General features: G+C 69.0%; 17 protein-coding genes. 15 read left to right on the top strand and 2 right to left on the bottom strand.

Annotated elements, in window-relative coordinates; all coding sequences use genetic code 11:
• Positions 1 to 117 precede the first annotated feature (117 nt).
• The 9 genes from K6T84_RS18250 to K6T84_RS18210 all read left to right on the top strand — a co-directional run bounded on the left by K6T84_RS18250 (position 118) and on the right by K6T84_RS18210 (position 8,863).
• The gene (locus K6T84_RS18250; RefSeq protein WP_224861504.1) at positions 118 to 972 is read left to right on the top strand and encodes an ABC transporter ATP-binding protein; all 855 of its coding nucleotides are present in this window, start codon (positions 118 to 120) and stop codon (positions 970 to 972) included.
• Entirely contained in the window at positions 969 to 1,772 is an 804-nt protein-coding gene (locus K6T84_RS18245) for an NUDIX hydrolase (protein WP_224861502.1), read from the top strand. Before K6T84_RS18250 ends, K6T84_RS18245 begins: the two co-directional genes overlap by 4 nt.
• Complete coding sequence (locus K6T84_RS18240) at positions 1,769 to 2,428, top strand: enoyl-CoA hydratase (protein WP_224861500.1); 660 nt, start codon at positions 1,769 to 1,771, stop codon at positions 2,426 to 2,428. The genes K6T84_RS18245 and K6T84_RS18240 overlap by 4 nt, the downstream gene beginning before the upstream one ends.
• Before the next feature lie 113 nt (positions 2,429 to 2,541).
• Positions 2,542 to 3,549: a histidine phosphatase family protein gene (locus tag K6T84_RS18235; protein WP_224861497.1), complete on the top strand. Its 1,008-nt coding sequence runs from the start codon at positions 2,542 to 2,544 to the stop codon at positions 3,547 to 3,549.
• A gap of 129 nt (positions 3,550 to 3,678) precedes the next feature.
• A complete protein-coding gene (locus K6T84_RS18230) occupies positions 3,679 to 4,728 on the top strand; it encodes a histidine phosphatase family protein (protein WP_225400356.1) in 1,050 nt (349 codons plus the stop codon).
• Between the two features lie 165 nt (positions 4,729 to 4,893).
• Entirely contained in the window at positions 4,894 to 5,889 is a 996-nt protein-coding gene (locus K6T84_RS18225; protein ID WP_225400355.1) for a phosphoglycerate mutase family protein, read from the top strand.
• A gap of 60 nt (positions 5,890 to 5,949) precedes the next feature.
• Complete coding sequence (locus K6T84_RS18220) at positions 5,950 to 6,924, top strand: class I SAM-dependent methyltransferase (protein ID WP_224861489.1); 975 nt, start codon at positions 5,950 to 5,952, stop codon at positions 6,922 to 6,924.
• Positions 6,882 to 8,087 (top strand): THUMP-like domain-containing protein, encoded by a 1,206-nt coding sequence (locus K6T84_RS18215; protein WP_408066142.1) that lies wholly within the window; start codon positions 6,882 to 6,884, stop codon positions 8,085 to 8,087. The genes K6T84_RS18220 and K6T84_RS18215 overlap by 43 nt, the downstream gene beginning before the upstream one ends.
• 77 nt (positions 8,088 to 8,164) lie before the next feature.
• Positions 8,165 to 8,863, top strand: a complete 699-nt coding sequence (locus K6T84_RS18210) for an esterase (RefSeq protein WP_329786713.1) — start codon at positions 8,165 to 8,167, stop codon at positions 8,861 to 8,863.
• Here K6T84_RS18210 and K6T84_RS18205 read toward each other — a convergent pair.
• Positions 8,860 to 10,158: a BamB-related PQQ repeat family beta-propellar protein gene (locus K6T84_RS18205; protein ID WP_408066139.1), complete on the bottom strand. Its 1,299-nt coding sequence runs from the start codon at positions 10,156 to 10,158 to the stop codon at positions 8,860 to 8,862. The genes K6T84_RS18210 and K6T84_RS18205 overlap by 4 nt on opposite strands.
• Before the next feature lie 91 nt (positions 10,159 to 10,249).
• On the opposite strand from K6T84_RS18205, the gene K6T84_RS18200 reads away from it, so the two are divergent.
• Entirely contained in the window at positions 10,250 to 10,990 is a 741-nt protein-coding gene (locus tag K6T84_RS18200) for an acyltransferase (protein WP_224861487.1), read from the top strand.
• A gap of 8 nt (positions 10,991 to 10,998) precedes the next feature.
• Positions 10,999 to 12,141 carry an FAD-dependent oxidoreductase gene (locus tag K6T84_RS18195; protein WP_224861485.1) on the top strand — a complete coding sequence of 381 codons (1,143 nt, stop codon included), beginning with the start codon at positions 10,999 to 11,001 and terminating at the stop codon, positions 12,139 to 12,141.
• 21 nt (positions 12,142 to 12,162) lie between these two features.
• On the opposite strand, the gene K6T84_RS18190 is transcribed toward K6T84_RS18195, so the two are convergent.
• Positions 12,163 to 13,140 (bottom strand): LLM class flavin-dependent oxidoreductase, encoded by a 978-nt coding sequence (locus K6T84_RS18190; protein ID WP_224861483.1) that lies wholly within the window; start codon positions 13,138 to 13,140, stop codon positions 12,163 to 12,165.
• An 18-nt stretch (positions 13,141 to 13,158) separates the two neighbouring features.
• On the opposite strand from K6T84_RS18190, the gene K6T84_RS18185 reads away from it, so the two are divergent.
• Genes K6T84_RS18185 through K6T84_RS18170 form a run of 4 tightly spaced genes read left to right on the top strand, consistent with a single transcriptional unit; the run spans position 13,159 to position 17,682 of the window.
• The gene (locus K6T84_RS18185; protein ID WP_224861481.1) at positions 13,159 to 14,625 is read left to right on the top strand and encodes an aldehyde dehydrogenase; all 1,467 of its coding nucleotides are present in this window, start codon (positions 13,159 to 13,161) and stop codon (positions 14,623 to 14,625) included.
• The gene (locus K6T84_RS18180) at positions 14,625 to 15,581 is read left to right on the top strand and encodes an alpha/beta hydrolase (RefSeq protein WP_224861478.1); all 957 of its coding nucleotides are present in this window, start codon (positions 14,625 to 14,627) and stop codon (positions 15,579 to 15,581) included. Before K6T84_RS18185 ends, K6T84_RS18180 begins: the two co-directional genes overlap by 1 nt.
• Complete coding sequence (locus K6T84_RS18175; protein ID WP_224861476.1) at positions 15,581 to 15,919, top strand: TfoX/Sxy family protein; 339 nt, start codon at positions 15,581 to 15,583, stop codon at positions 15,917 to 15,919. The genes K6T84_RS18180 and K6T84_RS18175 overlap by 1 nt, the downstream gene beginning before the upstream one ends.
• Entirely contained in the window at positions 15,916 to 17,682 is a 1,767-nt protein-coding gene (locus K6T84_RS18170) for a flavin-containing monooxygenase (RefSeq protein ID WP_225400353.1), read from the top strand. The genes K6T84_RS18175 and K6T84_RS18170 overlap by 4 nt, the downstream gene beginning before the upstream one ends.
• The last annotated feature ends 2 nt before the right edge of the window (positions 17,683 to 17,684 follow it).

Raw genomic sequence — 17,684 nt, 5'->3', positions numbered from 1 at the left:
GTGCGCTGACTGTGACCGAAATTACAACATGTTACTGGCTGGTAGCAAGCGTCCGGCCCCACCGGCAACCGGGACCCCGTCACAGGCCGCGCAGGCGCGGTACGGCACCATGGTCAGGTGCCCGAATCCGGACGCCCCGGCCCTCAAGCAGCGGCCGACGAGGACCTGTTGCTCCACTTCGAGGGCATTTCGCTGTCCCGTGGCGGGCGCACCCTGGTGGGTCCGCTGGACTGGTCGGTGGAGCTCGACGAACGCTGGGTGATCATCGGGCCCAACGGGGCCGGCAAGACCTCGCTGCTGCGGATCGCCGCCGCCGCCGAACATCCGTCGTCGGGGGTGGCCTACGTGCTCGGCGAACAGCTGGGGCGGGTCGACACCACCGAACTGCGGGCCCGGGTGGGCCTGAGCTCGTCGTCTTTGGCGCAGCGCATTCCGGATGGTGAGGTGGTGCGCGACCTGGTGGTCTCGGCGGGTTACGCGGTGTTGGGCCGGTGGCGGGAGCGTTATGACGCCGTGGACCACGACCGAGCGGTCGATCTGCTGGAGAGCCTGGGCGCCGAGCACCTGGCCGATCGCACCTACGGCACGTTGTCCGAGGGTGAGCGCAAACGGGTGCTGATCGCCCGCGCGTTGATGACCGACCCGGAGCTGCTGCTGCTCGACGAACCCGCGGCCGGTCTCGACCTCGGCGGGCGTGAGGAACTGGTGGCCCGGCTGGCGGATCTGGCCGCCGACCCCGACGCGCCGGCGATCGTGCTGGTCACCCACCACGTCGAGGAGATCCCGATCGGGTTCAGCCACTGCCTGCTGCTGGCCGAGGGGCGCACGGTGGCCGCAGGCCTGCTCAGCGATGTGATGACGGCGGAGAATCTGTCAGAGGCGTTCGGCCAGTCGATCTCATTGGACGTCATCGACGGTCGGTACTTCGCCCGCCGCACCCGCGGTAGAGCAGCTCATCGGAGGCGCGCATGACCAATCCACCGCCACTGCCGACCCGGCCCGCCGCGACGGTGATGCTGGTCCGCGACGGCCGTACCGCGCTTGAGGTGTTCTTGATGCGCCGGCATGCCGCGATGGAGTTCGCCGCCGGGGTGATGGTGTTTCCCGGCGGCGGGGTCGACGACCGCGACCGCAGCACCGACATCGCCTGGGTGGGGCCGGACCCGGCCTGGTGGGCGCAGCGCTTCGGGGTGGACGTCGAACTGGCGGCGGCGCTGGTGTGTGCGGCCGTGCGCGAGACGTTCGAGGAGTCCGGGGTGCTGTTCGCCGGCCCGGCCGATGATTCGCACAGCGTTGTCGCCGACGCATCGGTGTACGCCGACTCCCGACGCGCACTGGCCGCCGGGGATCTGGCGTTCGCCGATTTCCTGCGCACCGAGAACCTGGTGCTGCATGCCGAGCTGCTGCGGCCCTGGGCGAACTGGGTGACCCCGGAAGCCGAACGAACCCGCCGCTACGACACCTTCTTCTTCGTCGCCGGTATGCCGGCAGGCCAGCTCGCCGACGGCGAGAACACCGAGTCGGACCGGGCCGGCTGGAGCACCCCCGAATCCGCGATCGATGACTTCTCGGCCGCGCGCAGCTTCCTGCTGCCGCCGACCTGGACCCAGCTGGATTCGCTGGCCGGCCGCAGCGTGGTGGATGTCCTGGCCGTCGAACGCCAGATCGTGGTCACCCAACCGACCCTGGCCCGCAACGGCGACAACTGGGAGTTCGAGTTCTTCGACTCCAAGCGCTACAACGCCGCGCGCGGCAACCGGTGGCCCCGATGAGGGAGTTCGTCGAGATCCGCCCGTCGCAGCAGCTGCCCGGGGTGGCCACCCTGGTGTTGTCGCGCCCGCCGGCCAACGCGTTGACCCGGCAGGTATATCGAGAGATCGCCGAGGCCGCCGCCGAGATCTCGGGCCGCGACGACGTGGTCGCCGTGGTGATGTCCGGCGGCCACGAGGTCTTCTGCGCGGGCGACGACGCGCCGGAACTGGGCACCCTCAACGCCGCGGAGGCCGAGGTCTTCACCCGGGTTCGCCGCGACGCCGTACGGGCCGTGGCGTCGATCGCCAAACCGACGGTGGCCGCCGTCACCGGGTACGCGCTGGGCAGTGGGCTGGCGCTGGCACTGGCCGCGGACTGGCGGATCAGCGGCGACAACGCCAAGTTCGGGGCCACCGAGATTCTCGCCGGCAAGGTTCCCGACGCCGCGGGGCTGGCCTGGATGGCCCGCACCGTCGGGGTGAGCCGCGCCAAGGAACTGGCCTACAGCGGCCGTTTCTTCGACGCCGAAGAGGCATTGGCGCTGGGACTGATCGACGAGTTGGTGGCCCCCGACGGGGTCTACGACGCCGCGATCGCGTGGGCCGGCCGGTTCGTCGATTCCTCGCCCGCCGCCCTGGCCGCGGTGAAGGCGATGTTCGCGGACGCCGGACACTAGTCCGCTACGCCGGAAGTTCCTTGGGGCGATAACGGCCCATTTTCACGCTCCTGTCAGCTAACGTCGCGTGACGCGGTGAAGTCCCGCGCCGTGCTGGGAGCGAGGAAGAGGCTATGCGACGACGTGTCACCCGGACCTGTAGTACCGCTGCCGTCGCGTTGGTCGGCGCCGGTGTCCTAGCGGCCCTACCGACGCCGCCGGTCTCCGGTGCGACAGTGGCCGAGTTCCTGCTCGCGGCCCAGGACATCACCATCGACATGGTGCGACACGGCGAGTCGGTGGATAACGCCGAGGGCGTGCTGGGCACCATTCCTCCGGGCGCCGAACTGACCGCCCTCGGTCACGTGCAGGCCGCCGACGTCGCACCCTTGATCAAGTCCGCGTTTCCGGACGGGATAGCAGGGATCTACGCCTCGGAGATGATCCGGGCGCAGGACACCGCGCAACCACTGGCCGACCTGCTGGGCATGGACGTCACGCACCTGGCCGGGTTCAACGAGATCAACGCCGGCTGGTTCGAAGGGCACGATCTCGACGCGATCGGTCAGATCGCTTACGCCTTACCGACATTGATGTGGGTCATGGGGCAGTACTGGGTTCCGATGCTGGGATCCGAGACGGACCCGAACGGGGTGGCGTTCAACGACCGTATCACCCACGCGATCGAGGCGGTCTACAACAACACCGTCTCCGACCCGGACAACCCGCAAAGCGATGCGGTGTTCGCCCACGCCGGGACGATCGCGATCTGGACGCTGATGAACGTCAAGAACCCCGACTTCGGACTGGTCCTCGATGCGTTGCTCGACACCCACAGTCCGCTGGGCAACACCGGTCAGGTCGTGATCGAGGGCAACCCGACCGACGGTTGGACGCTGGTCAGCTGGGAAGGCCACGACGTGGCGGCCACCCCGGACCTGCTCACCGGTCTGTTCGTGGACTGGCGGGACTTGAACACGGCTCCGCAGATCGCCGGCTGGCACATCCTGGAGGCATTGCAGGGCGGCGACCCGGCGGAGCTCTCGGCGGCACTGCAGACGGGGTTTGACGAGGTGGTTACGGCGTTCGTCACGTTCCCGCAGGCGGTGATCGACACCATCACGGGCGCGCTGAGCGGCTAGAACGCTATGTCTGAACTACGGCAAGTTGAGGATTGACATAGGGAAAACATCAGGTTATTTTCAGCAAAGACCTTTGCGCTACGGGTCGTAGCGTAACTGGAACCAGAGACTTTGCCGAAGGAGATCATCATGAACCACACCCGCCCGTGGATCACCGCCGGAGTAGCCCTCGTCGGCGCCGGCCTCATCGCCGCCCCGGTGGCCCCGGCGGCCGGACAGCTGGCCGCGGTCACCTTGCCCGGCATCGAGCTGACCGCCGCCGACATGGTGCTCGACCTGGTGCGCCACGCCCAGTCCGAAGACAATGTGAGCGGGGTGCTGGGGACGGTGCCCCCAGGCGCGCCGATCACCGATCTGGGCGAGACTCAGGCAGCGGCCCTCGCCGGCAAGCTCGCCGACCCGGACTCCTATGCCGGCATCTACGCCTCGCAGTTCATTCGCACCCAGGAGACCGCTGACGGCTGGCTGACCGCGGCGGGCTCGGACCTGCACCCGACGGTGCTGGCCGGGCTCAACGAGCTCAACGCCGGCTTCCTCGAGGGCCAGACGATGACCAGTCAGGCCGAGGGGCTGCTGTACATGGTGGCACCGCTGGCCTGGATGTTCGGCCAGTACTGGGTGCCGCAGCTGGGCTCGACCATCGACCCGAACGGCATGGCGTTCAACGACCGGTTCACCGACGCCATCGACACCATCTACAACCAGGGCGCCGCCGGCGCCGACGGAACCTTCGACAGTGTGGCGTTCTCGCACGCGGCGTCCATCTCCACCTGGGTGATGATGAACGTCAAGAACCCCGACTTCGAGCTCTTTTTCCAGTCCCTGCAACAGGGCCTGTTGCCCAATACCGGCCAGGTCGTGATCGAGGGCAACCCGACCGACGGCTGGACCCTGGTCAGCTGGAACGGGCAGGACGTGGCAGAGAACCCCGGCCTGCTCACCGGACTGTTCGTCGACGTCCGTGACTTGATGGTCGCGCCGCAGATGGCCGGCTGGCACATCACCGAAGCCCTGCAGGGTGGGGACCCGACCGAGATCATGGCGGCACTGCAGACCGGCTTCACCGACGTGTTCTCGGCGATCTCGGCGTTCCCGCAGGCCGTGATCGACACCCTCACCTCGGCTGCCGGTGGCAGCGCCGAGGCGGCCGGCGACCTGCTCGCGTCCCTGACCGCCTGAGAGATGGCATGTGCCCGGCCGGGCGTGGCGACTGACCGCCACGCCCGGCCGGCGCATTTTCTGACAGGTGTGTTTGGTTTCGCTGAAGGCCGGGTATTGCTCAGCTCTCCAACCCGTAACTAAGATGTGAAGTCGATCACATCGCATCCTGTCTGGGGGATAGACATGCAGCGAGTCGTCACCCGAGCGTGGATTGCCGCCGGTATCACGTTGGCGGGAACCGGAATCGTCACCGCCACACCGGTGCCGGCGTCCGCATCCGCCGCCGGGTTCTTCGCCGTCCAACTCACCGCCGCCGACATCACCTTGGACCTGGTGCGGCACGGGCAGTCGACCGACGACGTCAACAGCATCCTCGGCACGGTGCCACCCGGTGCTCCGCTCACCGCGCTGGGTCAACAGCAGGCCGCCGACGTGGCCCAGTCCATTCAGCAGGAGTTCCCGGGAGGCATCGCCGGGATCTACGCGTCGGATCTCATCCGGACCCAGCAGACCGCCGACGCCCTGGCAGCTCTGCCGGGGATGCCGGGCGTGACGGTGCTGTCGGATCTCAACGAGATCCCTGCCGGCCTCTTCGAAGGCCACCCCCGCGACGTGCTCACCGAAGCCGCCTTCTTCCTGCCGATGGCTTCCTGGATCCTCGGCGGCGTCCTGGTGCCCGAGTCCGGCACCAATTACAACGGGGTGGTCTTCGACGACCAGGTCGACAGCGCCATCAACACGATCTACAACAACACGATCGACGGCAACGGCCCGATGACCGATGTGGCGTATGCCAGCGGCGGCGACATCGCCATCTGGACCCTGATGAACGTCAAGAACCCCGATGTGTGGCCGATCATCGAGTCGGTGCTGGCGAACGGTGGCCCGCCCCCCAATGGGGGCCAGGCCATACTCGAAGGCAACCCCACCGACGGCTGGACGCTGGTCAGCTGGGACGGGACACCGGTATCGGCGACCCCGGACCTGTTCACCGGATTGTTCGTCGACTTCCGCAACGTGATCGTCGCGCCGCAGGTGGCCGCCTGGCACATCTGGGAGGCCCTCCAGGGCGGTGACTCCGCGGCCATCACCGCTGCGATGCAGACCGGCTTCACCGACGTGCTCAATGCTTTCGAGGCATTCCCCCAGTCGCTGATCGACACCCTCGCTGCGGCGTGACGGCTCGACCCCATCGCCCGACTTCGTCGTTCTTGCAGTCACCGCTTAGGCTGGCTCACTATGACGAGCACGGACCCGACGCCGAACCCGCACGCCACCGCTGAGCAGGTGGAGGCCGCGCGGCACGACAGCAAGCTCGCTCAGGTGCTCTACCACGACTGGGAGGCCGAGCAGTACGACGAGAAGTGGTCGATCTCCTACGACGAGCGGTGTATCGACTACGCCCGGGGCCGCTTCGACGTGATCGTGCCCGCGGCCGAGCGCACCGGCGCGGCCCCGCTCTACGACCGGGCCTTGGAGCTGGGCTGCGGCACCGGCTTCTTCCTGCTCAACCTGATGCAGTCCGGGGTGGCGGCGCGCGGCTCGGTCACCGACCTCTCGCCGGGGATGGTCAAGGTCGCCACCCGCAACGGTCAGGCCCTGGGTCTCGACGTCGACGGCCGGGTCGCCGACGCCGAGGGCATCCCGTATGAGGACAACACCTTCGACCTGGTGGTCGGCCACGCGGTGCTGCACCACATCCCCGACGTCGAACTGTCGCTGCGCGAGGTGATCCGGGTGCTCAAGCCGGGCGGGCGGTTCGTGTTCGCCGGCGAGCCCACCACCGTCGGCAACTTCTACGCCCGTCGGCTGGCCGACCTGACCTGGAAGACCACCGTCGCCGCGATGAAGCTGCCCGGCATGGGCTCTTGGCGCCGGCCGCAGGAAGAGCTCGACGAGAACTCCCGCGCCGCGGCGCTGGAATGGATCGTGGACCTGCACACCTTCGAGCCCGCCGACCTGGAGCGCATGGCCGCCAACGCCGGCGCGGTCGAGGTGCGCACCGCCAGCGAGGAGTTCACCGCGGCCATGCTGGGCTGGCCGGTGCGGACCTTTGAGTCGACGGTGCCGCCGGGCAAGCTCGGCTGGGGCTGGGCGCGGTTCGCCTTCGGCAGCTGGACGACGCTGAGCTGGCTGGACGCCAACGTGTGGCGCCGCGTGGTTCCCAAGGGCTGGTTCTACAACGTGATGGTCACCGGGGTAAAGCCGTCCTAACCCTCGACCAGGTCAGCTACCTGCGTTCGGCGGCCGGCGAGGACGCGCTGCGGGAGGTGGCCGGCCTGGCGTTGACCGAGGCCACCAAGGTCACCGATATCGCAGGCGTGCGTGCCCGGTTCGGCGACCGCACCCCGGCGCTGGTCGAGACCACCCTGCTGCGTCGCCGCGCGGCCGCCAAGCTGCCGGACACCGGCGACTGGCTGTTCACCGACGAGGCACTGCAACAGGCCAGCGCGGCCGCGGTGGCCGTTCACCGTGCGGCGCGCCTGGCCGGGCGCGTCGTGCATGACGTGACCTGCTCGATCGGCACCGAGCTGGCGGCGCTGCGGGGCGCGGCGACCGGGCTGATCGGCAGTGACATCGACCCGATCCGGCTGGCGATGGCACAGCACAACCTGCCCGGGGTCCCCTTGCTGCGGGCCGACGCACTGGCTCCGGTCACCCGAGACACCGTCGTGCTGGCCGACCCGGCACGGCGAAGCGGCGGGCGGCGGCGCTTCGACCCGGCCGACTACCAGCCTGCCCTCGACCGGCTGCTGGACACCTACGCGGGACGCGATCTGGTTGTGAAGGCCGCTCCCGGAATCGATTTCGACAAGATCGCGCTGCTCGGTTTCACCGGCGAGATCGAGGTCACCTCGTGGCGTTCCTCGGTGCGGGAAGCCTGCCTGTGGTCACCCGGTCTGAGTGAGGCGGGGGTGCGCCGCCGGGCGGTGATCCTCGACCGCGGCGAGCAGATCACCGACGCCGAACCCGACGACATCGACGCGCGGCCCGCCGGGCGCTGGCTGGTCGACCCGGACGGCGCGGTGGTGCGCGCCGGGCTGGTCCGCCAGTACGGCGCCCGGCACCGGCTGTGGCAGCTCGACCCCGACATCGCCTACCTGTCCGGTGACGAGCTGCCGGACGGGGTGCGCGGATTCGAGGTTCTCGAATCGCTGCCCTACAGCGAGAAAAGGCTGCGTCAGGCGCTGGCGGCACTGGACTGCGGATCGCTGGAGATCCTGGTCCGCGGCGTGCGTGAGGTCCAAGCCGACCCCGACGCGCTGCGCCGCCGGCTGCGGCTGCGCGGGCGGGTCGCGCTGTCGGTGGTGATCACCCGGATCGGCGCCGGGGCGGCGGCCAAAGCGATTGCTTTCGTCTGCCGTCCGTCGCGCTGAGTGGCCCGGTAGGCTGTCGGCTTCGGGCCATTTCCTGTGTTCTGGGGCAGGTTGAGACAAAGCGAGACAAACCGACAATGCGCATTCTGGTGGCCGCCCTGATGGCGGGCGGGGCAGTGGGTGGCTGGCTGGGTATGGCGGGCGTCCCCACGGCGCAGGCGACCTCGCCCTGCGCCGAACTGGGCGGGTCGCTGGAGTCCGGGCAGTGCCACGTGCACTCCTCGACCGCCAACTACACATTGGACATGAAGTTCCCGGTCGACTACCCCGACCAGCAGACGCTTACCGACTACCTCGTCCAGAACCGTGACGGTTTTCTGACGGTGGCCAAGTCGCCCGGCTCGCGCGACATGCCCTATGAGATGGACGCGACGTCTGAGCAGCACCGGTCCGGCCAGGGCTCCAAAGGCACCCAGAGCGTCGTACTCAAGATCTTCCAGGACCTCGGCGGCCCGCAGCCGTCCACCTGGTTCAAGGCCTTCAACTACGACCTGGCGACCCGCAAGCCGATCACCTTCGAGACGCTGTTCGCCTCCGGCAGCAAGCCGCTGGAAGCGATCTTTCCGGTGGTGCAGCGCGACCTCGAACGCCAGACCGGTGTCCCGGCGATCCTGATCTCGTCGGGCTCGGGCATGGACCCGGCGCACTATGAGAACTTCGCGATCACCAACGAGGACGTGATCTTCTACTTCGCGCCCGGCGAACTGCTGCCGATGAGCTCGGGTGCCACCACGGTGAAGGTGCCGCGCACGGCTATCCCGGCGCTGAACGTCTAAGCCGGCGCGAAGCTGAAGACCTGGCCGGCGCTGGTGGTGGCCACCACCCGCCGGTCCTTGCCCACGGCGACCCCGAGTGGAAATCCCCGCGCCTCGGGAAGCGGATAGCTGTTGACGGTGTGCCCGTCGGCCGGGTCGAACACCAGCAGCGACAGGCCCGCCGGCCCCAGGCTGGTGCCGGCGACCACCGTGTAGGCGACCTTTCCGGCGATGCTCGACGACGACAGCGGAGCGGTGTCCTCGCGGCGCCACACCTCCTCGGCGTGCTCACCCTGGTCGGCAAACGCGACCAGCTCGGTGTCCGGGCCGCCGCCGGAGACGATCAACCCCTCGGGCGTCACCGCCGGTGGGGTCTGCGCCAGGAACTTCAGCGGCACCGACCATTTCGCCTTGCCGTCGCCGGCGTCGATCGCCCACAGTCGTTGGTCGCGGCCGTTGACGTAGACGGTGGATCCGTCGGCCGAGAGCACCGGGCTCGACAGCACTCCGTCGACGACGGCGTCGCTGGTCCATTCCTGGGTGAGCAGCGACGTGCCGCCCGGGTGGTACTTGAGCCCGACCAGTACCGATTCCTTGGCGCCGGGCTGCCACAGACCGACCACCACCGTGTTGCTCGCCGGTGAGAAGGAGGGCGCGGCGGCCACCGGGCAGTCCGGGCGAGCGGCGGGGCAGTCGGCCAGGCCGCGTCGGAAGTCCGTCGGGTCCACATCGTCCACCAGGTCCAGCGGGGTGCCGACGACGGTACCGGCGTGCGTGTCGAAGATCAGCACCTGACCCAGGTGTGTCACCACCAGCAGCAGGCCGTCACCGAGGATCCGCGGGGTCGACGGCATCCCGATCACCGGAGCACGCCAGCGAATCCACTGGGTGGGCGGAAACGACAGCATGGCACCCGGCTGGCCCACGTAGACGTTGTCGAAGCCGTCGATCAGCGGGCCGAAGAACCCGCCGCCCTGCAGCAGCCGAGTGCACCAGCGCTGCCTGCCGTGATCGGCGTTCTCCCACTGCATCAGCGAGCAGCCCGCGTCGGTCTGGGCGTTGAGCATCAGCCAGCCCGTCGCGCCCAGTGCTGGTCCGGCACCCAGCTCACCCTTGACCGAGCGGGTCCAGTCCAACTGCAGGTCGCCGGCGCCGGCGGTGTCGGTGTGGCTGCTGTTGGCGGCGTCGGCGTACTGGGCGGGCCAACCCGGCGCGGGAGCAGCCTGGACCCACGAATCGGTGTTGGCGCATCCGCTCAGCGTCCCCGCCACCGCCAGGACCGCGATTCCGGCCAGGGCACCACGTCGCCGCAACACAGTGGCAATCCCCAATCCGTCGCTGAGCGGGTGAACGAGTCCAGGTGAGGGTAGCGCGTGGCACAAACCCGCTCGCGTAGGCTTTCCGGCCATGACGACCATGTGGGGTGCGCCGATCCACAAACGCTGGCGGGGTTCACGGCTGCGGGACCCGCGGCAGGCCAAGTTCCTCACGGTCGCCTCGCTGCGCTGGGTGTTGGCCAACCGCGCCTACACCCCGTGGTACCTGGTCCGGTACTGGCGGTTGCTGAAGTTCAAGCTGGCCAACCCGCACATCATCACTCGCGGCATGGTCTTTCTGGGCAAGGGCGTGGAGATCCAGGCAACCCCGGAGCTGTCCCGGATGGAGATCGGCCGGTGGGTGCACATCGGCGACAAGAACACCATCCGGGCCCACGAGGGGTCGCTGCGATTCGGCGACAAGGTGGTGCTCGGCCGCGACAACGTCATCAACACCTATCTCGACATCGAGTTGGGCGACTCGGTGCTGATGGCCGACTGGTGCTACGTCTGCGACTTCGACCACAAGATGGACAACATCGATCTGCCGATCAAGGACCAGGGCATCATCAAGAGCCCGGTCCGGATCGGGCCGGACACCTGGATCGCGGCCAAGGTCACGATCCTGCGTGAGACCAGCGTCGGCCGTGGCTGCGTGCTGGGCGCGCACGCGGTCGTCAAGGGCGTCATCCCGGACTACTCGATCGCGGTGGGTGCGCCGGCCAAGGTGGTCAAGAACCGCAAGCTGGCCTGGGAGACCTCGGCCGCCGAGCGCGCCGAGTTGGCTGCCGCGCTGGCCGACATCGAACGCAAGAAGGCCGCGCAGAACTGAGTCGTGTCGTGACGCGACCGAGGGTCGTCATCGCCGGGCTGGGCGACAGCGGTGTGCTCACCGCGATCCGGCTGGCCAAACACGCTGACGTGGTAGGTATTTCGGTGAAGCCGGCCCTGGTGAGCGGCCAAGAGCTCGGCCTGCGGTTGTCCCGTCCACGCGATTGGGCGCGCGAGTACTGGCTGCCGTTCGACCGGTTGCCCGCTCTGGATGCGGTGCGCACCGTGCACGGCGCGGTGTGCGGCGTGGATCTGGACGCCGCAGCGGTGACCGTGGCGTGTGCCGACGGCTCCACCCGCGAGGAGCCCTATGACGCCCTGATCATCGCGACCGGGGTCAGCAACGGCTTCTGGCGCCGGCCCACCACGCAGTCGGCCGGCGACGTCGCCGCGGAGCTCACCACCGCACACGACCGGCTGGCCGGCGCGCAATCGGTGATGATCGTGGGCGGTGGCGCCGCGGCGGTCAACAGCGCCGCCAACGTCGCCCGCACCTGGCCTGGCAAGCGGGTCGAGCTCTACTTCCCGGGAACGCGCCCGCTGCGTGACCACCATCCCCGGGTATGGAACACCGTGCAGCGGCGGCTGACCGACGCCGGTGTGGTGCTGCACGCCGAACACCGTGCGCTGGTGCCCGACGGGTTCGGATGCGATCGCATCACCGACGACCCGGTTCGTTGGAGCACCGGACAAGACCCGGCATCGGCTGACGCGGTGTTGTGGGCGATTGGCAAGGCGCGGCCGAACACCGACTGGTTGCCAGCAGAGCTGCTCGACGACGACGGCTTCGTTCGGGTGCTGCCCGACCTGCGCGTGCCCGGTCATCCCCGGGTGTTCGCGATCGGTGACGTGGCGGCGACCGATCCGCTGCGCAGCTCGGCCCGCAATCGGGCCGACGGGCTGCTGGCCCACAATGTGCTTGCCGTCTTCGCCGGCCGGCCGCTACGCCACTACCGACCGCCCGCCAGGCGCTGGGGTTCGGTGCTCGGGCCCCGGCCCGATGGCCTGGAGGTGTTCGCGCCGTCCGGGCACGCATTCCGCTTCCCGGCCTGGTCGGTCGAGCGGGTGCTGTTTCCCTGGATCGTCCGGCGTGGCATCTATCGCGGCGTGCGCCCCAACGATCCGCTGAAAGCGACGCGAATCGGGTCGTGACGCCTGCTGCGGCGTTCACCGTTACGGCTGCAGCGCCGGCAGCACCTGGTCGACCAGCAGCCGCAGGCTCTCCCAACCCTCGTCCAGCGGCAGCCCGCCGATCAGCGGGTGCAGGGTCACCCCGGTACGGCCGGCGCGGCACTGCGCGACGAGCTCTTGCGGGGTGAGCACCTCGACGTTGCCGGCCGCACGCAATTCACCAACCGTGGTGGCCGGGCTCTCGTTGGGCCGCGGCACATCGGCCACCGCCCAGGAGCTGTATTCGGTCGCCTCGTGCAGGAAGTGCTGACCGCAGTGCGCCCAGGCCCGCTCCGGATCGGTGGTCAGATGCGTGACCGTGCTGCCGTTTTCTGGGCTGAATACGAAACCCTGCTTGCCGTGGCGTACCAGCTCGTCCCGGTACACGGCCTCGATGTCGGGCATCGGCATGGGCGGTGAGAAGGGCAGCCCGAACCGGGCCGCTCGGCGGGCCGCCGCGGCGCTCATGCCGCCGATGAACAACACCGGATGCGGCTTGGTGTGCGGCTTGGGTGTGACGTCGATCAGCCTGCCGCGATAGTCGAACGGCTCGTCGCCCCAGGCTTTCAGCAGCACGTCCAGGCACTCGTCCATCAGCCGGCCCCGCCGGCGGAAATCTTTGTCGACGGCATGGTATTCGGCTGGGCGGTAACCGATTCCGGTCACATAACTGACTCGCCCAGCCGAGAGGTGATCGAGCACCGCGATGTCCTCGGCGAGGCGCACCGGGTCATACAGCGGCACCAGCAGTGCACCGATGCTGATGCGGATGGTGCTGGTACGGGCTGCGACCGCGGCGGCGAGTACCAGCGGGGAGGGCAGCCAACCGGTGGCCGTCAGATGATGTTCTTCGCAACCGACCGCGGTGATCCCGTTGGCGTCGGCGTAGGACGCCATCTCCAACGCCGCGCGGTACCGATCGCCGTTTGCGGCACCGGGGACATCGGTCATATTCAGGCGCAGCGCGCTCAGTAGTGCCATGGGGTTAGCCTAGGGAGCGTGCGGACCCAGCTGCTGATCGACGGCGCGCTGGTCCCCGGTGGGCGCGGGGTGTTTCCGACGATCAACCCGGCGACCGAAGAACCGATCGGCGCAGCCGCCGACGGCGACCCCGACGATCTCGACCGGGCCATCGCCGCCGCCCGGATGGCGTTCGACACCTCGGACTGGGGCCGCGACACCGCGCTGCGGGTGCACTGCCTGCGCCAGCTGCGCGACGAGCTGGGCGACGAGATCGAGACGCTGCGTGAGATCGTCATCGCCGAGGCCGGTGCGCCGCGGATGCTGACGTACGGCGGGCAGTTGCAGACACCGGTGGACGATCTGGCATTCCCCGCCGACACCGCCGAGCGTTACCCGTGGACGGCCGATCTGGGGGAGGCGGCGCCGCTGGGCATCGCCACCCGGCGCACCGTGGTGCGGGAGCCCTTCGGGGTGGTCGGGGCGATCACGCCGTGGAACTTTCCGCATCAGACCACCTTCGCCAAGCTCGGGCCGGCGCTGGCCGCCGGCAACACCGTGGTGCTCAAACCGGCACCCGACACCCCCTGGTGCGCAGCAGAAGTCGGCCGCATCATCGCCGAGAAGACCGACTTTCCGCCGGGCGTGGTCAACATCGTCACTGCGTCCGATCACCGTATCGGCGCGTTGTTGGCCGAGGATCCGCGGGTGGATGCGGTGTCGTTCACCGGATCGACCGTTACCGGCCGCGCGGTGATGACCGCCGCCGCGGCGACCATCAAGAAGGTGTTCCTCGAACTCGGCGGCAAATCGGCGTTCCTGGTGCTCGACGACGCCGACCTGGGGGCGGCGTGCGCGGCGGCGGCCCGCACCGTGACGACGCACGCCGGGCAGGGCTGCGCGCTGACCACCCGGCTGGTGGTGCCGCGCCGCCGCTACGGCGACGCTGTCGATGCGGTGGTGGCCGCCATGTCGGCGATCCCGTTCGGAGACCCCAGCGATCCGAAAACCCTTTGTGGGCCGTTGATTTCGGCACGGCAACGCGATCGGGTGCAGTCGTATCTGGATCTGGCGGTGGCGCAAGGCGGTGAGTTCGGTTGCGGCGGCGGCCGGCCGGGCTGGGCGCACCGGGGTTTCTACATCGAGCCGACCGCGATCGCCGGGCTGACCAACGACGCCCGGGCAGCGCGCGAAGAGATCTTCGGCCCGGTGCTGGTGGTGCTGGCCCACGACGGCGACGACGACGCGGTGCGCATCGCCAATGATTCGCCGTATGGCCTGTCCGGCACGGTGTTCGGTGCCGACGGAGAGCGCGCCGCCGGCGTGGCCGCACGGCTGCGGGCTGGAACCGTGAACGTCAACGGCGGCACGTGGTACTGCGCCGATGTGCCGTTCGGCGGCTACAAGCAGTCCGGAGTCGGCCGCGAGATGGGGCTGGCCGGCTTCGAGGAATACCTGGAGACCAAGGTGGTGGCGACCGCAGTCGCCTCCGGGACGGAGCGTTGATGGCGGGTACCCCCGATCCCCAGGTGCTCGCGGCGCTGCTGGCGATGCGCGACGGCAGCGGCGCCGACGACGCGCCGCCCCCGCCGGTCGGTGACGTCGCCACCCGCCGCGCCAACACCGGCCGGATGTTCAACCAGGTGCTGGCCGCGCGATCACCGGTCACCGGCGTTGAGGCACAGGAGTTCTCGCTGACCCTCGACGACGGCGGCACCATCGCGTTGCGCTGGTACCGCCGAGTCGGTGGGGCTCAGCCCGGCAGCGCCGTACTGTATCTGCACGGCGGCGGCATGATCCTGGACTGGGGACACATGGGTCCGCTGTATGACCAGGCGGTGCGCGGCTACGTCGCCGCCTGCGGGGTGCCGATGCTGGTGGTGGATTACCGGGTCGCGCCGGAATTCCCCTATCCCACACCGCTGGAGGACTGCTACGCGGCGCTGTGCTGGCTGGCCGAGCATGCCGCCTCGTTGGGCGTCGACACGGCGCGGCTGGCGGTGATGGGCGACAGCGCCGGCGGGGGACTGGCCGCAGGGCTGGGACTGGCGGCCCACGACCGCGGCGGGCCGGCGATCGCCGCGCAGTTGCTGATCTACCCGATGCTCGACGACCGGACGTGCCGGGCTCCTGCCGATCCGCCGCCGCTGCAGGTCTGGAGCTACGACGACAACGCCACCGGGTGGGCGGCCCTGCTGGGCGGGCGTCCGGCCACCGGCTATGCGGCGCCGGCCCGAGTGGCCGATCTGGCCGGTTCGCCACCGACGTATCTGGACGTCGGCGGGCTGGACATCTTCGCCGAGGAGGACGTGGCCTACGCCGGACGGCTGCTCGCCGCGGGTGTGCCCGTCGAGGCGCACGTGTACCCCGGCTGCCCGCACGCCTTCGAGCTGATGGCACCCGATGCCGAAGTGTCCCAACGGGTTATCGACCACCGGCTACGGTATCTGAAGACGCTGTAATGGCCTACGACGCGGAGTTGGCGGCTCGGGTACGGGAGATGTTCGCGGCCGGTCCGCCGGTGCTCGAGAAGAAGATGTTCGGCGGGCTGGCGTTTCTGGTGGACGGTCGGATCTCTGTGGCCGCGAGTTCCGCCGGGGGGCTGCTGGTTCGGGTCGGAGCCGAGCGTGCAGAACAACTGGTGGCGACCAACGCAGCAGAACCGATGGAGATGGGCGGGCGAACCATGCGGGGTTGGGTGCATGTCGACGGTGAGCAGGTGCACTCCCGGCGGGAGCTGGCCAAGTGGGTCGACGTCGGCATCGATGCCGCCACGAACGCGAAAGGCCCTCGAACGTGACCGGCGGCCACGAGTTTCAGGGCCTGGGTTTTGATCCGAACGCCCTGCGGGACAAGTACACCCGGGAACGCCAACGGCGGCTTCGTGACGACGGGATCGATCAGTACGTCGAGGTGGCGGGCCGATTCGCCCGGTTCGCCGACGACCCGTGGGCCCAGCCGGGGTTTGACCGCGAACCACTGTCCGACGACGTCGATGTCGCGATCGTCGGCGCCGGGTTCGGCGGGCTGCTGACCGGAGCACGGCTGCGCGAACTCGGCGTCGGCGACATCCGGCTGATCGACAAGGCCGCCGACGTCGGCGGCACCTGGTACTGGAACCGGTATCCCGGCATCGCGTGCGACGTGGAGTCCTACGTCTACATGCCACTGCTGGAGGAACTCGGTTACGTCCCCACCGAGAAGTACGCCAAGGGCCCGGAGATCTTCGAGCACTGCAAGGCGATCGCCCGCCACTACGATCTGTACCGCAACGCCTGCCTGCAGACCGAGGTCCGCGAAATCCGTTGGGACCCGGATATATCGCGCTGGGTGATCGCGACCGACCGCGGTGATGCGATTCGGGCCCGATTCGTGTCGATGGCCAACGGCTATCTGCAGAAGCCGAAACTCCCGGGCATTCCCGGCATCGACGATTTCGCCGGCCGCACCTTCCACACCAGCCGATGGGACTACGGCTACACCGGCGCGAATCTGGAACACCTCGCCGACAAGCGGGTCGGCATCGTCGGAACCGGCGCCACCGCCATCCAGTGCGTGCCGCGGCTGGCCGGTGCGGCCGGGCACCTGTACGTCTTTCAGCGCACCCCGTCGACGGTGGACGTGCGGGGCAACCGGCCCACCGACGCGGCGTGGGCGGCGGGGCTGGAGCCGGGCTGGCAGCAGCGCCGCATGGAGAACTTCCAGATCCTCACCGCCGGCGGCAGCGCCGACGAGGACCTGGTCGACGATGCCTGGACCAGCCTCACCAAGAAGATGCCGATCGTCGACGAGGGCGGCCCGAAAGCCGCCGAGATGGCCGACTTCGCCAAGATGGAGGAGATCCGCGCACGGGTCGACGCGACCGTCACCGATGCTGCGACGGCTGAGGCGCTCAAGCCGTGGTACGGGTACTACTGCAAGCGGCCGTGCTTCCACGACGAGTACCTGCAGGTCTTCAACCGCGAAGACGTCACCCTGGTCGACACCAAAGGCCTTGGCGCCGAGCAGATCACAGCGGACGGCGTCGTGGTGGCCGGAGTCGAATACCGGTTGGACTGCCTGATCTTCGCCACCGGCTTCGAGGTGGGCACCGACTACGGCCGGCGCACCGGGTTCGAGGTCATCGGCCGCGATCGCGTGACGCTGACCGAGAAATGGGCCGACGGGGTGCGCACCTTCCACGGACTGCACGTCCACGGTTTCCCGAACTGCTTCATCGAGAGCATCGCCCAGTCCGGGTTCACTGTGAACTTTCCGTACCTGATCGACACCCAATCCCGCCACGTGGCCTGGGTGATCGCCCAGGCGCTGCAACGCGACGTCACCGCGCTGGAGGCCACCGCGGACGCCGAGCAGCAATGGGTCGATGCCGTGGTGGCGCGCTCCGATGTGATCGCCGGGCGTCGCGAGTCGTGTACCCCCGGCTACTACAACCGGGAAGGACAGGCCAACGCCAGACTGCGCCAGGACAGCTTCTTCTTCGGCGCTCCCACCGAATACGGCGATATCCTGGCGGCCTGGCGTGACACGGGCGGACTCGAGGGACTGAACTCGACGGATTGAAC

The organism is Mycobacterium zoologicum, from assembly GCF_020181635.2.
Lineage (GTDB): Bacteria > Actinomycetota > Actinomycetes > Mycobacteriales > Mycobacteriaceae > Mycobacterium > Mycobacterium zoologicum.
The sequence above is the reverse complement of the archived record's forward strand: the minus strand, read 5'-3'. Positions and strand labels throughout refer to the sequence as shown.

Coding starts and splice junctions, on each gene's coding strand:
- K6T84_RS18245 (WP_224861502.1), top strand. CDS start 969: ATGACCAATCCACCGCCACTGCCGACCCGGCCCGCCGCGACGGTGATG.
- K6T84_RS18240 (WP_224861500.1), top strand. CDS start 1,769: ATGAGGGAGTTCGTCGAGATCCGCCCGTCGCAGCAGCTGCCCGGGGTG.
- K6T84_RS18235 (WP_224861497.1), top strand. CDS start 2,542: ATGCGACGACGTGTCACCCGGACCTGTAGTACCGCTGCCGTCGCGTTG.
- K6T84_RS18230 (WP_225400356.1), top strand. CDS start 3,679: ATGAACCACACCCGCCCGTGGATCACCGCCGGAGTAGCCCTCGTCGGC.
- K6T84_RS18225 (WP_225400355.1), top strand. CDS start 4,894: ATGCAGCGAGTCGTCACCCGAGCGTGGATTGCCGCCGGTATCACGTTG.
- K6T84_RS18220 (WP_224861489.1), top strand. CDS start 5,950: ATGACGAGCACGGACCCGACGCCGAACCCGCACGCCACCGCTGAGCAG.
- K6T84_RS18210 (WP_329786713.1), top strand. CDS start 8,165: ATGCGCATTCTGGTGGCCGCCCTGATGGCGGGCGGGGCAGTGGGTGGC.
- K6T84_RS18200 (WP_224861487.1), top strand. CDS start 10,250: ATGACGACCATGTGGGGTGCGCCGATCCACAAACGCTGGCGGGGTTCA.
- K6T84_RS18190 (WP_224861483.1), bottom strand. CDS start 13,140: ATGGCACTACTGAGCGCGCTGCGCCTGAATATGACCGATGTCCCCGGT.
- K6T84_RS18180 (WP_224861478.1), top strand. CDS start 14,625: ATGGCGGGTACCCCCGATCCCCAGGTGCTCGCGGCGCTGCTGGCGATG.
- K6T84_RS18175 (WP_224861476.1), top strand. CDS start 15,581: ATGGCCTACGACGCGGAGTTGGCGGCTCGGGTACGGGAGATGTTCGCG.